The 15,347-nt window shown below is 63.5% G+C and carries 12 protein-coding genes; 9 read left to right on the top strand and 3 right to left on the bottom strand.

From position 1 onward, the window contains the following. Positions 1-154: 154 nt before the first annotated feature. The 8 genes from C0V72_RS00310 (at position 155) to C0V72_RS00345 (ending at position 12,398) form a co-directional block, all read left to right on the top strand. Positions 155-1,150 (top strand): LacI family DNA-binding transcriptional regulator, encoded by a 996-nt coding sequence (locus C0V72_RS00310; RefSeq protein ID WP_101791219.1) that lies wholly within the window; start codon positions 155-157, stop codon positions 1,148-1,150. Between the two features lie 42 nt (positions 1,151-1,192). Further along, positions 1,193-4,171 (top strand): TonB-dependent receptor, encoded by a 2,979-nt coding sequence (locus C0V72_RS00315; protein WP_101791220.1) that lies wholly within the window; start codon positions 1,193-1,195, stop codon positions 4,169-4,171. 80 nt (positions 4,172-4,251) lie between these two features. Beyond that, complete coding sequence (locus tag C0V72_RS00320) at positions 4,252-5,724, top strand: glucoamylase family protein (RefSeq protein WP_101791221.1); 1,473 nt, start codon at positions 4,252-4,254, stop codon at positions 5,722-5,724. Then, entirely contained in the window at positions 5,724-8,786 is a 3,063-nt protein-coding gene (locus tag C0V72_RS00325) for a DUF3999 family protein (RefSeq protein WP_101791222.1), read from the top strand. The genes C0V72_RS00320 and C0V72_RS00325 overlap by 1 nt, the downstream gene beginning before the upstream one ends. 105 nt (positions 8,787-8,891) lie before the next feature. Beyond that, positions 8,892-10,550, top strand: a complete 1,659-nt coding sequence (locus tag C0V72_RS00330) for an NAD(P)/FAD-dependent oxidoreductase (RefSeq protein WP_101791223.1) — start codon at positions 8,892-8,894, stop codon at positions 10,548-10,550. Positions 10,551-10,650: 100 nt separating this feature from the next. Continuing rightward, positions 10,651-11,523, top strand: a complete 873-nt coding sequence (locus C0V72_RS00335; protein ID WP_101791224.1) for an ABC transporter substrate-binding protein — start codon at positions 10,651-10,653, stop codon at positions 11,521-11,523. Then, positions 11,520-12,155 (top strand): class I SAM-dependent methyltransferase, encoded by a 636-nt coding sequence (locus C0V72_RS00340; RefSeq protein WP_101791225.1) that lies wholly within the window; start codon positions 11,520-11,522, stop codon positions 12,153-12,155. Before C0V72_RS00335 ends, C0V72_RS00340 begins: the two co-directional genes overlap by 4 nt. 30 nt (positions 12,156-12,185) lie before the next feature. Next, a complete protein-coding gene (locus tag C0V72_RS00345; RefSeq protein WP_101791226.1) occupies positions 12,186-12,398 on the top strand; it encodes a DUF2805 domain-containing protein in 213 nt (70 codons plus the stop codon). A 60-nt stretch (positions 12,399-12,458) separates the two neighbouring features. On the opposite strand, the gene C0V72_RS00350 is transcribed toward C0V72_RS00345, so the two are convergent. Together C0V72_RS00350 and C0V72_RS00355 are read right to left on the bottom strand one after the other, a co-directional pair. Beyond that, complete coding sequence (locus C0V72_RS00350) at positions 12,459-12,854, bottom strand: dihydroneopterin aldolase (protein WP_101791350.1); 396 nt, start codon at positions 12,852-12,854, stop codon at positions 12,459-12,461. Positions 12,855-12,892: 38 nt separating this feature from the next. After that, positions 12,893-13,726, bottom strand: coding sequence for an NYN domain-containing protein (locus tag C0V72_RS00355; protein WP_101791227.1), 834 nt, complete (start codon positions 13,724-13,726; stop codon positions 12,893-12,895). A 90-nt stretch (positions 13,727-13,816) separates the two neighbouring features. On the opposite strand from C0V72_RS00355, the gene C0V72_RS00360 reads away from it, so the two are divergent. Then, positions 13,817-14,563, top strand: coding sequence for a hypothetical protein (locus tag C0V72_RS00360; protein ID WP_199797761.1), 747 nt, complete (start codon positions 13,817-13,819; stop codon positions 14,561-14,563). Here C0V72_RS00360 and C0V72_RS00365 read toward each other — a convergent pair. Beyond that, on the bottom strand, positions 14,526-15,275 hold the full coding sequence (locus tag C0V72_RS00365) for a haloacid dehalogenase type II (protein ID WP_233999704.1): 750 nt from the start codon (positions 15,273-15,275) through the stop codon (positions 14,526-14,528). The genes C0V72_RS00360 and C0V72_RS00365 overlap by 38 nt on opposite strands. Positions 15,276-15,347: the final 72 nt, after the last annotated feature.

Consider the following 15,347-nt stretch of genomic DNA (forward strand, 5'->3'; position numbering starts at 1 on the left):
TAAATTCAGACAACTGGGCCAAAGCGATCAGTGGTGACGCGCTCCTATTGAAGTGCGTTGTAAATTATTGTAACCGATTACATCAAGGGCTTCCGATCAGGTTGCCAAACAAAAAGCCGCCAGAAAGGCGGCTGCGCGAGGATCACGGTCAGATATGGCTCAGGCAACAATCCGGGACGTAGCGCGCGAGGCAGGCGTCTCGGTCGCCTCGGTGTCGCGTGTCATGAACCGGTTGCCCAATGTTCGTGCGGAATTGAAGGAAAAGGTCGAAGCGGCGGCGCGGCGGCTCGATTATGTCCCCCATGTCGGCGCCCGCAGCCTCAGCCTTGCCCGAACCGGGGTGGTCGGCGTCGTCCTGCCAGATTTGCACGGCGAATTCTTCTCCGAAATCCTGCGCGGCATGGGCAGGGAAGCGGCTGCGTGCGATCTGCAATTGCTGCTGTCCAACATGCATGCCGACCCCCAGTCGGCGATTGAAGCGCTGCGCACGCTGCGCGGCCGGGTCGATGGCCTGATCGTTATGGCCCCGCATATCGACCCCGATACCCTTTTTGCCCATCTGCCCGAAAGCATTCCGGCTGTGCTGCTGAATTGCCCGGACAACCTTCAGGGTCGCTCCGAATTGCGGACTGACAATGCCGCAGGAGCGGCAGCGATGGTCGCGCATCTTGTCGCGCTGGGGCGCCGCCGGATCCTGCACATCGCCGGACCGGCCAACAACGCCGAAGCCCGGCAGCGCTTGACCGGTTACCATGCAGCCATGGCGCAGGCGGGGCTTGAACCCATTGTGATGCAGGGCAATTTCGACGAGGAATCGGGCCGCGCCGCCATTGCCACCATGATCGCGCGGCGCATCGCTGTCGATGCCGTCTTTGCAGCCAATGACATCATGGCGATCGGCGCGATGATGGCATTGCGCGATGCCGGTTTTTGCATACCTGACGATGTCGCCGTCGCGGGGTTTGACAACGTTCCGCTCGCACGATTGATCAGCCCGCCGCTGACCACGATGGCGATCGACATCGCCGATCTGGGCGCACGGGCCATCAACCGGCTGTGGTCGATTCTTGATGGTGCTGATGTGCCGTCGATGGAACTTCGGCGTCCGAATTTGATAATCCGCGCGAGCACACAGGCTCGCGTTGTTTAACGACTCCCCGGCTGTCCGGGAACTCAACAGGGAAGAGTAGAGATGTCCAAGATAAGTGTCCTTCGCTTGTTGCTCGCCAGCGCAACCGCGCTGACGGGTTCGGCAACCATGATCGCACCCGCGATGGCGCAGACAACCACGGCTTCGCTGCGCGGTACCATCACCGATGAAGCTGGCGCGCCCGTGGCTGGCGCGACTGTCCGCATCGTCAGCGCTGGCACCAACCGCACCCAGACGACCATCACGAGCGCGACCGGGTCCTACATCCTCAATGGCGTGCGCGCCGATACTTACCGTCTCACTGTAACCGGTCCCAACGGCGACGTGGTCGAGCGTGTCATCACGGTCGGCGTCAGCCAGTCCGCAACGGTCGATGCGCAGTTCGGCATGGATCAGGCGCCTGGCGAAGATGCGCCGGTGGATGTGGCAGACACCGGCAACGAAATCGTGGTCAGAGGCGGGATGCTGCGCGAGACCCGCACCAGCGAAATCGCCACCAACGTCAGTCAGGAACAGCTGCGCTTGCTGCCGCAGACCGACCGCAACTTCCTGAGCTTTGCCGCTTTGGCGCCCGGCGTGCGTTACAACGACAGTGAAACCGACAAGAGCTTCACCTCCGGTGCCTCGCCCGCGAGCCAGGTCAACGTGTTCATCGACGGTGTCAGCCTGAAGAACAAGATCCGCGAAGGCGGCGTCGCCGGGCAACAGAACAGCCGCGGCAACCCCTTTGGCCAGCTTGCCGTGCAGGAGTTCCGCGTCATCACGCAGAACTACAAGGCCGAATACGAGCAAGCCGGCGCAGCCATCATCACCGCCGTCACCAAATCGGGCACCAACGAATTCCACGGCGAGGTGTTTGGCCAGTACACCGACCGTTCGCTGACCGAACGCAGCTTCATCGATCAGCGGCAGGGCAACCCCGAGCCCGCCTTCGAGCGCAAGCAATACGGCATCTCACTGGGCGGCCCGATCATCGAGGATCGTCTGTTCTTCTTTGCCGCCTATGAAGGCAATGATCAGGACCGCGCCTTCAACGTCCAGTCGACCGGCGCCCCAGACGCCATCGCCGAATTCGAGAACTTCTCCGGCCGACGGATCGACGAATTCGAAGGCGCATTCGTCAGCCCGTTCCGCAGCGATTTCTACTTCGGCAAGCTGACCCTGACCCCCGACGACCGGCAGATCTTCGACGTCTCCTTCAGCCGGCGCGAGGAAAGCGACATTCAGGGCTTCGGGGGCAACACCGCCTTTGAATATGCCGAAAACAAGCGCAACCTGGTCGACACCTATCAGTTCAGGTGGAATTACAACGGCGACAACTTCGTCAACGAATTCAACGCCAGCTACCTGAATTACGAATTCAACCCGACCTCGCTGAACCCCGATCTGCCCTCGTTCGACTATCAGGGCGTGATCCTGTTCGGCGGCAAGGATTCAACCCGGCGCGAGCTTCAGCAGGGTTACAACATCCGTAACGACTTCACCTACACGGGCCTTGAAGGGCATTCGATCAAGTTCGGTGCCCGCGTCGAGATCACCGATATTTCCTTCGACAATCAGGCCTATATCCAGCCGCGGTTCTTTTTCCGGCGGGAACCCAACAACAATCTCAACTTTGCTTTCCCCGCCGAAGCACTGCTGGGACTGGGCTCGGGTCTGATCAACGCGTCGAACACCCAATACGGGCTGTATGTGCAGGACGACTGGGATATCAGTGACCGGCTCCAGCTCAATCTCGGGGTGCGCTGGGACTACGAAACCAATGGGTTCAACAACGAATACCGCACGCCCGCAGCCGCCGCGGCGGCCCTGCGCGCCATTCCTTCGAACTTCTACTTCGATCCTGAAGATTACATCACGGACGGCAATGATCGCAGCCCGTTCGGCGGCGCCATTCAGCCGCGCGTCGGGTTCTCGTGGGACATCAACGGCGACCGCAGCACTGTCATCTTCGGCGGTGCGGGGCGCTATTATGACCGCAACAATTTCAACAACACCGTCGATGAATTGTCGCGGACCATCAACCCGATCGGCCGCTTCCGCTTCTCGGCAGATGGCGCGACGCGCGACGGACAGCCCACGATCCGTTGGGACCCGTCCTATCTTTCGCGCGCAGGTCTGGAAGCGCTGATCAACGCCAACCCGGAAACCGGCCTGCCTGAACTGTTCGCGGTCAAGAACAATGCGCGCCCCCCGGTCAACGACCAGTTCTCGCTGGGCGTGCGCCAGCGGGTCGGGATCTTCGAAGCTTCGCTGACCGGCTCGTATCAGCGCGGCAAGAACGGCTACACCAATCTGTTTGCGACCCGTAACAATGCCGGGCTTGGCGGTTGCTGTGATGGCGCGGTGCTGGCCGATGTGCGGGCGGCCGGATATTCCAACGTGCTGATCGGCTTTGATGGGCTCGACACCCGGTACAAGGCGCTCTTCTTCACGCTCGACAAGAATTACACCGAAGCCTCGGGTTGGGGCCTCAACGTCGCCTACACCCTCAGCAAGGCGGAGAAGAACGGGGGCGATCTGTTCAGCCTCGATCAGATCACGCCGGATGCCTATGGCTGGCGCCCGTCGCCGGGCGATGAACGCCACCGCGTGGTGATTTCGGGCATCGTCGATCTGCCGCTCGGCTTCCAGTTCTCCACGCTGACGACGCTCGGTTCGGGTCAGGCCTATCAGGTCGTGGACGGCACCAACGGTGCATCGGTGGGCTTTAACGAATTCACGGCTGCCTACCCTGAAAAGAACTGCATCAAGGGCGTTTTCGCGTTCTGCGAAGTCAATGTCACGCTGGCCAAGAACTTCGCGATCTTCGGCAATGATGACAATTTCAACATCGCCGTCGATGTTCTGAACCTGTTCGACAACAAGAACTTCTCCGGGTTCGACGGGTTCTTCAACAACACGATCAACCCTGCCACCGGCCAGGCGACCGATCCGCTGCTGCCGGCCAATGCGGTCAATGCGGCCAATCTGCTGACCCTGCCGCGCAGGGTCCAGTTCAGGCTCGGCTATCGTTTCTGATGGCCTTGCCGGTCGCGGCGGGACGGGTGCAGCCCCCCCTAACTCCGCCTCGCCGCGACCACCCTGGAATGGAGTGATTTGTGTTCGACCGAAGGAAGTTCGTGGGATCGGCAGGAATTGGTCTTGCCGGTCTGATGACGGGCTGCGCCCCGCGTGCGGTTGTGTCCCCCAGCCCCGGCCCGATCGCCGTAGATGGCTGGACCGTCCTCAATGACCGCCCTGCGCTTGATGCCGAGGTCAGCCCGCTGATCGACGACATCCAGCGCCGTGCCTTTCGCTACTTCTGGGAAGTCACCGACGAGAAAACGGGCATGGCGCCCGACCGGTGGCCCACCCCGTCCTTCGTTTCGATTGCGGCCATCGGCTTTGCACTCACCGCCTATCCTATCGGGGTGGTTCACGGCTGGGTGACCCGCGCCGAAGCGGCCCAGCGCACGCTGACGACGCTGGAGTTCCTGACCAACGCCCCGATGGGCGACGCGCCGCGCGGCGTCTCCGGGTATCGCGGGTTCTTCTATCACTTCCTTGGTTCGACGCGCGGCTATCGCTTCTCGCTGTCGGAATTGTCGACCATCGACACCGCCCTGCTGATCGCCGGCGTCCTGTTTGCGCAAAGCTGGTTCGATGATCCCGCCGACCCGGTCGAAGCCCGCATCCGCGAGCTTGCCGAACAGCTCTACCGCGCAGTCGAATGGACCTGGATCATGCCGCGCGCGCCGCTGGTGTCGATGGGCTGGCACCCGGAAAGCGGGTTCATCCGGTCGGACTGGGACATCTATAACGAGGGCATGATCCTCTACGTGCTTGGCCTGGGCTCGCCCACCCACCCGCTGCCCGACGGCACGTGGGACCGCTGGGCCGAACGCTTCGAGGCAAGTTGGGGGACGCGCTGGGGCGAAGAGCATCTGCACTTTGCCCCGATGTTCGGACACCAGTACAGCCATGTGTGGATCGACTTCCGCGGTATCCGCGACCGCTACATGGCGGGCAAGGGCATCGACTACTTCGAAAACAGCCGCCGCGCCGCCTATTGCCAGCGCAATTACGCGATCGAGAACCCCGGCGGCTGGGCAGGCTATGGCGCGGATTGCTGGGGGCTGACCGCGTGCGACGGGCCGGGCGACTTTGCCATGACCACCGCCGGGCAGAAGCGAGAATTCTTCAGCTACTCCGCGCGCGGGCCGGGCGAGCGTGACGACGGCACCCTCGCCCCCACCGCCCTGCTCGGCTCGCTGCCCTTCGCGCCCGAAATCATCGAGCCGACGGTGCAGGCGATGTACTTCCGCTATGGCGCGCAGGTTTACGACAAGTACGGCTTCCTCGACGCGTTCAATCCCACCATCACCCGCCGCCCGCCCGAACCCTTCAAGCATGGCGAATTGCGGCTCGGTACCGGCTGGGTCGACAAGGATTATCTGGGCATTGACCAAGGCCCGATCGTGGCGATGATCGAGAACCACCGCAGCGGGCTGGTGTGGGATACGATGAAGAAGAACCCGCATATCCGCCGCGGGCTTGAACGCGCGGGCTTCACCGGGGGCTGGCTATCCTGATGCTGCACGCGCTGGTCTTGGCGATGCTCGCACAGGGCGCCTCCGTGATCGAAGGGTTCGATGATGCCGGCGCATGGCGCGCGGCAGCGTCGGATGGGGTTGAGGCCAGCGTCTCTGCGGTGCCCGGCGATCAGGGCCAAGCGCTGCGGCTCGATTATGACTTCGGCACGGGCGCAGGCTATGCCTTTGCCTCGCGTGACCTGCCGCTCGACTGGCCGGAGAACTATGTCCTGCGCGTCAAGGTCCGCGGTGCGGGCGGCATCAACGACCTGCAATTGAAGTTCACCGATGCCACAGGCGAAAACGTCTGGTGGCATCAGCGCGTCAACTTCGCACCCGGAGACGGTTGGCAGGAACTGCGCATCCGCCCGCGCGATATGAGCTTTGCCTGGGGGCCGACCAAGGACAAGCGCCTGCGCCAGACCGGGCGCATGGAAATCGTGGTGGTTCGTGGGCGCGATGGCGGCGCCGGGTTTGTCGAGATCGATACGCTGACGCTCGAACCCTTGCCGCCCGTTGCCCCGCTTCCCGCGCCAACGCTCAGCGTGCCCGCCGCGATGGACGGCAAGGCCGATACCGCCTGGCAGGCGACCGCTGGCGATGCGCTGGTCATGGATTTCGGTGGCCTCAGGTCATTGTCGGCCCTCACGCTGGACTGGCAGCCTGGCCGGGGCGCCCCTGCCTACAGCATCGAGGGTTCGGACGACCGCGAGACGTGGCAAACGCTCCGCCAAGTCACCGATGGCGATGGCGGACGCGATCCGATTGCGCTGATCGGCGCCGAATTTCGCTATTTGCGCATCGCCATGCCCGATAGCGCGCCGCCGGCTGCGCTTGCCGAAGTGACGCTGCACGATGCGGACTGGGCGCCGACGCTCAACGATTTTATTGCCCGGCAGGCCGAAGCTGCCCCGCTCGGCCGGTTCCCGCGCGGCTTTACGCAGCAGCCCTATTGGACGCTGGTCGGCACCGATGGCGGGACGGTAACGGGCCTGCTGGGCGAGGATGGCGCGGTCGAGCCTGCACGCGGCAGCTACACGGTCGAACCTTTCCTGAGCGTCGATGGCAACCCCTTCGATTGGGCGAATGTCACCACCAGCCAAAGTCTGCTGGACGGCCACCTGCCGATCGCGACGACCCGCTGGAGCGGGCCGGATTGGGCGCTGGAGACCACCGCCTTCTCCGAGACCGGCGCCGATCCCCGGCTGCTCGCCCGCTGGCGCATCACCAACACCGGCACCGTCGCCCGCGAATTCCGGCTGACGCTGGCGGTGCGACCCTTTCAGGTCAACCCGCCCGCGCAGTTTCTGGCCCAGCGCGGCGGGGTCAGCCCGATCGCGGCGATCGCTTGGGACGGCGGGACGCTGCGCATCACCCAGCCCGGCCCGGTAGCCGACGATGCGCCTGTCGTCCGCGTTTTGAAACCGCTCGTCAGGCCCGACACGGTTGGCATGGCCGGGTTCGATCATGGCGCGCTGCTTTCGCCCGAGCGCCTTGCGCCAAGGCAGCAGACCGCCGACCCAGCGCAGTTCGCGCAGGCAGGGCTGACATGGACCGTGACGCTGGCGCCGGGACAAAGCTTCGATGCGCCGGTTGCCTTTGCCGAGACCGGCCCGCCCGATTTCGATGCCGCGATGGCCGAAGCCGCTGCTTACTGGCGCGCGCGGCTGGGCGGCGTTGCGCTGACGGTTCCGCCCGCCAAACAGGCCGTCGCCGATACGCTCAAGACTGCGCTCGCCCATGTTCTCATCAGCCGGGAAGGTCCCGCGCTCAAACCCGGCACCCGCTCCTACAACCGCGCCTGGATCCGCGACGGGGCGATGATGTCCGACACGCTGCTGCGGCTCGGCGTGAACCAGCCGGCGATCGATTTTGCCGATTGGTACGGCGAATACCTGTTCGACAGCGGCAAGGTGCCGTGTTGCGTCGATTTTCGCGGGGCCGATCCGGTGCCGGAAAACGATTCGCACGGCCAGTACATCCATCTGCTCGCGCAGCTGCATCGCTACACCGGCGACACGGACCATCTTGCGCGCAACTGGGACAAGCTGGACGCCGCGCGCCGTTACATGGAAAGCCTGCGCCAGTCCGAGCGGACCGCGGCCAACCAAGTGCCGGGGCGCACGATGCTCTATGGGCTGCTGCCCCCGTCAATCAGTCACGAGGGCTATTCGGAAAAGGCGCAATACAGCCTGTGGGACGATTTCTGGGGTCTCGCGGGCTACGAGGCTGCCGGTTACGCCGCACGCATCCTCGGCAAGCCTGAGGCCAAGGTCATCGCAGCGCAAGGCGAAGAATTCGCCGCAGACATCCTGACCGCGATCGACGCCGCGGCCGCGCACTGGAACATCGACCATATCCCCGGTGCGACAAGCCTGGGGGACTTCGACGCGACATCGACCACAATGGCGCTCGAAATCACGGGGCTGCAACCCCGGCTGAAGCCTACGCTGCTGGCCAACACCTTCGACCGGCAATGGCGACGCGTCATGGGCCGCCCGGGCGACAGCACCTGGAAAGACTACACGCCCTACGAGCTGCGAAACGTGTCGGCGCTGGTGCGCCTTGGAGAACGAGGCCGGGCGAATGAACTGCTCGATTTCTACATGAAGGACCGGCGTCCGCAGGCATGGAACGCCTGGGCGGAAGTCGTCGGGCGCGACCCGCGCGAGATCAGGTTCATTGGCGACCTGCCCCATGCCTGGGTGGCTAGCGACTTCATCCGCGCCGCGCTCGACCTGTTCGCCTACGAGGACAAGGCGAGCAGCAGCGTGGTGCTGGGCGCGGGATTGACCGAGGAATGGCTGGCCGGTGACGGTGTCACGATCAAGGGACTGAAAACCCCCTTCGGGACTGTGGATCTTGCGATCAACGGTACGCCCGATCGGCTGGAAGCAACCGTCTCGGGCTCCGCCCACCCGCCCGGGGGATTTCTCATCGCCTGGCCGTTTGCAGACCAGCCGAAGCGGGTGTTCGTCAATGGCCGCGCGGTGCGGCTGAAGGATGGGGTGCTGGCCTTTTCCGGCGGCGATGAAGCCGTAACCATTGTCATGGACCGCTGACCGGCAAGCAGCGCGGATGAACAACGCGCCGCCGGAAATGGCGCAACGTGCTCATCGCAGCATCAGCAATTGGCATTGATGGCAATCATTCTCTAATACCGCGCCATGCTACGCATTACCGAACTGACATTGCCGCTCCATCATGCGGATGAGGCCCTGCCTGCGGCCATCTGCAAACGACTGCGGATCACCCCGCGCGATCTCATTCGCTATGTCGTCGCACGCCGCGGCCATGATGCGCGCGACAAGACGAACATCCAGCTCGTCTATTCGGTCGATGTGAATGTGAAGAACGAAGCGGCGGTGCTCCAGCGCTTCCGCAAGGATCGCAAGATCCTGCCCAGCCCTGACCCGCGCTACCATCTGGTCGCCAAGGCACCCGAAGGCGGCACGTCAAAGCGCCCCGTCGTCATCGGGGCCGGGCCATGCGGGCTGTTTGCCGGGCTGATCCTCGCGCAGATGGGGTTCCGCCCGATCATCCTCGACCGCGGCAAAGTGGTGCGCGAACGGACCAAGGACACCTGGGGCCTGTGGCGACAAGGGGTGCTCAACCCGGAATCAAACGCCCAATTCGGCGAAGGCGGCGCGGGCACATTTTCGGATGGCAAGCTCTACAGCCGGATCAAGGATCCCAACAATCGCGACCGCAAGGTGCTGACCGAGTTCGTGAAAGCAGGAGCCCCTGCTGAAATCCTGACCGAGGCCCATCCCCATATCGGAACCTTCCGGCTGGTGACGATGGTCGAGAGCATGCGCCAGAGTATCGAAGAACTCGGCGGCGAATACCGTTTTTCAAATCGGGTCGATGGCCTTGATATCACCACCAATGCCCAAGGTGAGCGCCGCGTTCGCGGGGTCCACCTGAGCACGGGCGAGTATCTGGAAGCGGACCATATCGTGCTGGCGATCGGCCATAGCGCGCGCGACACCTTTGCCATGCTCCACGCCGCCGGCGTGTATGTGGAGGCCAAGCCGTTTTCGATCGGGGTCAGGATCGAACACCCGCAATCGTGGATCGACAGGTCGCGGTTCGGCATCGACGCGGGCAACAAAATCCTTGGCGCAGCCGAATATCACATCTCGCACCACTGCAAGAATGATCGGACGGTCTACAGTTTCTGCATGTGCCCGGGCGGCACTGTCGTCGCCGCGACATCGGAAGAGGGCCGCGTCGCCACCAATGGCATGAGCCAGTATTCGCGGAACGAGCGCAACGCCAACTCCGGGCTGGTCGTGGCGATTGATCCGGCCCGCGATTTTCCCGGCGATCCGCTCGCCGGGATCGCGCTGCAACGCCACTGGGAGAGCCGTGCCTACATCGCTGGCGGATCAAGCTACAAGGCACCAGCCCAACGGCTGGGCGATTTTCTGGCCGGGCGCCCGTCGGAAGCGCTCGGGTCGGTCACACCCTCTTACAAGCCCGGCGTGCACATGACCGACCTGGCGCAATGCCTGCCCGATTATGCCGTGACCGCGATGCGCGAGGCCCTGCCGGTTTTTGGTCGCCAGATCCCGGGCTATGATCACCCCGACGTGCTGATGACCGGCGTGGAAACGCGAACCTCGTCTCCGGTCCGCTTTACCCGCGGCAAGGATTTTCAAAGCCTGAATACCGCCGGACTGTTCCCAGCGGGCGAAGGCGCGGGTTACGCGGGGGGCATTCTGTCGGCTGCCGTGGACGGGATCAAGATTGCCGAAGCCGTCGCTCTCAGCCTTGGCGCTGGCGAGGCGGTGGGTTCGCGCAGCGATGCGCTCGCGATATAGCGGGTGCGCCGCTGGGTGCCGCCACTGCCCAAAGCGGTGCGCCGGTGGTTGAAAGCAAACGCAATTGACTATTGCACACCCGCCTGCGACCGCGCCTGTCATGACCCAGTTGCGCATCGCTCTCGAATGGTTCCTCAACCCCGATCACCTGCCACTGCTGGCTGCGCGTGAACATTTGCAAGCCAAGGGCTGGACCATCGATCTGGTGGTGCCGGACGATCACTATGATGGCTTTGCCGCCTTGGCTGATGGCGCGGTTGATCTGGTGGTCAATGAACCGCTGCACCTGGTGGAGCAAAGAGACCTGCCCCTGACATCGCATGGCTGCTTTTTTGCCACCGATGGCGGGGTGCTGATGCACCGGGCGGCGTTGCAACGACTGATCGGCGGCGCGCCTGTTCGTATTGCTTCTCCGGTTTCCAATCCCACCACCGATGGCCTGTGCATCGATATCTTGCGCGGATGGATGGCCGGACACGGCGCAGCGCTGGACAGCGATCAGGTGGTGATCGAGGCCGCCGGTTTCAGCCATGTCGATAATCTCGCCGATGGCTTTGATGGGGCGTGGCTCGCCTTCGCCAATGTCGAAGGCGTGTCGGCGCAGGTGCGCGGGATGGATACGCAAATGCTTACCACGGCTGAGGCCGGCATCCCCAACTTCTCCGCGCTGGAACTGATCGGCGCGCGCGGCGCGTCAGCGCAGGTACGCGGCGCCATCGCTGCGCTGGTGGCGACACTGGACGCAGTCACACCCAGCCTGTGCGCTGACCCGGCGGCGGCCCGCGCGCTATGGTACCGCGCCAGCGGCACCGCCCCCGATGCCGAAGCGGACGCCATTGTCGATGCCTCCCTGCCCCGCTTCCTTGCACCGGTGCGGCGCAGCGCGGATATGTGGCGGCCGATGTGGCGTTACCTGCATGGCCGGGGCGGCGATGTTGTGGACGAGACGGGTTTTGAAGCCATGTTTGCATGACGGCAGAACCGTTCCCCGACTTTCCTCCTGAAGCCTTTGCCAAGCAGGACAACGGGGATGACCTGACATTCTATGCGCCGCCGCGGCTGGTCACGCATATTGATGAAGCCGCCGGCGCCGCCTTGGAGAGCTTTTACCGCCGGATGCTGCCGCAAGGCGGCCGCTTGCTGGATCTGATGTCGAGCTGGGTCAGCCATCTGCCCGCGGACCACGCCTACGCCGAAGTGATCGGTCATGGCATGAACGCAGCCGAACTGGACGCCAACCCTCGCCTGACCCGCTCCTTCGTGCAGAACCTCAACCACGACCCGCAGCTCCCGCTGGAGGCCCGGATGTTTGATGCGGCGATGGCCTGTGTCGGGGTGCAATATCTCCAGCAACCGCTCGCCGTGTTTGGCGAAGTGCGCCGCGTGCTGGTGCCGGGCGCGCCGTTCATCGTCAGCTTTTCCAATCGCTGTTTTCCCAGCAAGGCGGTGGCCATCTGGCGCGCGCTGGACAGAGGCGGGCACACCGCTTTGGTAAAACTCTATCTGGAACGCGCCGGCTTTACAGACGTTTGCGCATATTCATTGATGGATGGCACGGTAAGCGATCCGCTGGTGGCGGTCGTTGGCCATGCTCCGCCGCTGTAATCCTGCGCCGGCCACCTTTTCGGAACCCCGATGCCAAAGCACAAGCTGGACGATGCGACCCTTGGCGAGATCATCGAAATGGCCTTGAGCGATTCCGCCAGCTTCGCAAGCATCAAGGCCGTGCACGGCCTCGGCGCGGGCGAGGTGCAAGCCGTGATGCGCCAAGCGCTGAAGCCGGGCAGTTACCGGGCATGGCGCAGACGCGTGCGGGCGTTTTCAGATCGGCGGGAAAGCTACAAGTAAGCTAGCAGAACAGGATCGGCCGCGCGCAATCCGTGTTGGGACACGCTTGCTCCTGCCCCATTAAGTGGCGGCGCACCGCAGCGCGGCCAGATCCTCAGCCCCCAGCGTCAAGCGGACCCCAAGCGAGCCTGTGCCCGCCAATACCGGTGATTTCGTGAGGCATATCTCAGCGGCCGTAATCTCGCGGTAGGCAGAGCAAGCCTGCGCAATCAGCGTCATCAGATATTCCTGCGTCTCGAACTTGCGAGAACGGGCGATCGCTGCAATCGCGGCAATCAGCGGATCATAATCGAACACGTGAGCCATATCGTCGGACGCGACCTGAACAAGGTCGGGCGAAATCGTCAGATCCAAGTCAAGGATATGGGCATCGGGCACGACATCATCCGGCCCATATGTGCCAATCGACGTCGGAAGATGAAGCGCCCGCAATTCGATCCGGGCTTGGCGAGGCATAAGCATGACTTTCAGGCGGAGGGATTGGCAGTCTTTGCTTACGCTTTGAGAGCGCGTTTGGTTTCGTCCGGGCCTGCCACACAAGGCGCATTGCCGCCTGATGCCGCCTTTTGGGGATGCGCGGGGCGGCGCAGCTTTGGGCGAATAAAGACGGTGAGGTTCTGCCGTCTCACATCAAACGCCTCAGTCTTTTCGAACAGCGTCACCAGCTTTGAACAACCATAGGTGCGCGGGTCGAAGTCCGGCATCAAGGCTGCAAGCCGCGTGCCCACGGCACCCAAAGGATACCAGCCATCCACATCATCCATCTGGTTCAGCGCGATCTTGAGGTGAAGTATCGCCGCGCTTGGAGGCTGCTTGGTAGCCGTGCCTGGCGTTACGGGATCACCAACTGCGGTTTTGGAACGCACTGCCACATCGGCTTGGGGGAGCAGGTTCTCGGTATAGATGAACCGCTTGCAGGCCTTGCGGAAACTTTCGGGCGTCTTCTGCTCGCCAAAGCCGTAAACATCGACACCCTGTTCGCGGATCCGCGCGGCCAACCTGGTAAAGTCGCTGTCGGAGGAGATCAGGCAAAATGCGTCAAATCGGCCGGTATGAAGCAGGTCCATCGCATCGATGACAAGCGCGATGTCTGATGCGTTTTTCCCGACCGTGTTGGCAAAGTTTTGGTGCGGCATGATGGCATAGGTCGCCAAAACCTCTTCCCAGCCTTTCAGGCGCGTCCCCGAAAAATCCCCGTAAATCCGCCGGACACTGGCCTCGCCAATGGCGGCAATCTCCTTGAAGATTGCATCTGCCATGCGCGGAGATGCATTGTCAGCATCGATCAAAATTGCGAGCCTTTGCGGGCGGTCCTGTTCAGCAGCCATCCCGCAAGATGGCAAGATGTGCCTAACATCTGGTTTGCGCAGCGCTTTTATTCGACAATGACAGATGCATCGATCAGGGAGTGATTTATGATGGCTCGCCTGAAAACTGCGCCCCGATCCTGGCAGCTCCTGCCTTGGGCGGTCGTCGTGCTGGCGGGGTTGGTGGCGCCGGTTATCGGCTTGCTTCTGGTCGCCGGTTCAACGGACCCTGCGGCGCTCAGCGTGCTCCCAAGCCCTGTCATTGCGCTGGGAATGATGGGCACCGGCATGATTGCGGCCGCTGCTGCCGGACGTTTCTGGACCGGCGTCAGCCTGGCCTTTGCGGCGGGAGCCGGGCTTGTGTTGCTGGCGGCCAGCCTTGGGATGCCGCCCCTGCCCCGCCCGCTTTCCTTCGGATTGGCCAGCATCATCGCCAGCATCAGCTTTGCCGCACGCGGCGCTTTGTTCGCTCGCAGCGCGGCAGACAAGGGATGGTGGATCGCCGTGGCCGTGGTCGCCGGTGAGGCCGCTCTGCTAGTCACCGCCGCACTCTTGCCCGGCGAGCTACCGGACTGGCTGCTGGTAGTGCTGCCCGCGCAATGGGCCAGCGCAGCGATCATGACTGCGCTGACCGGAACCGGCGCGGCGAGCGCTGAATTGCTGGCGCTGGCAGGAACGGCTGCGGCAACATTGCTGGTCGCCCGGCTGTGGCCGCGCCGCTGGCCGTATCTGGTGATGTTCAGCGCCTGGCTCGGCTTTTCAGCGCTGGTCTGGCACTGGCCCGCCCCCGCCGACCCAGCCAAGCCCGCGACCGCCGCGCTCAGCAGCCCATCTGCGCGGCAAGATCGGTCAGACTGACAGCGGACCATTCCCACGTCTGGATATGATGCGCATCGGGCGCAGGCGCGCCGCCATATTCGTCCGGGCGGTCAACATAAGCTGTCTGCAAACCGCAAGCGCGCGCTGCCGCCAGATCGCCGTGATGGGCCGCAACAAGGCAGACGTCACCCGGCTCCAGCGCCAGCAGTTCGGCCGTGCGCAGATAGGCTTGGGGATCAGGCTTGTAGGCCCCGCTCACCTCTGCGCCCAGAATCGCGTCCCACGGCAACCGCGCATGCCGCGCCATCGCCAGCAGCAGCGCGACATTGCCGTTCGACAGCGTGACAATCGGAAACCGGGATTTGAGACGCGTCAGCCCTGCAACCGCATCGGGCCAGGGGTCAAGGCGGTGCCACGCGCGGTTCCAGTCCGCCAGCAGCGCCTCGTCGAGCTTTTCCGGATCGGCGCCCCATTCCCGCAAGGTCGCCTCCAGCATTTCACGGTGCAGCACATCAAGCGCGACGAACGCCCGGCCCGACTTTTTCATCCCGATCATGGCGCCGATATATTGCATGCGCCACGCATCGGCGAAGGCTGCGGCATCGCTGCCGCTATGCCCAATGGCTGCAAGAAACCGGGCCGACTCCCGCGCGACGCTGGTGCGCCAATCAACCACTGTGCCGAACACATCAAAGGCCAGCGCTTTGGGAAATGTCGGTTCGGGCATGGCCAGCGGCTCGGGTTCTTTCACGGTTGCTAACAGGCTTGCGCCGCCCTTCCGGCGCGTGCCGGAGCGGGATGACCCAGCCCGATCCAACTTTGA

Source organism: Porphyrobacter sp. TH134, from assembly GCF_002855495.1.
Lineage (GTDB): Bacteria > Pseudomonadota > Alphaproteobacteria > Sphingomonadales > Sphingomonadaceae > Erythrobacter.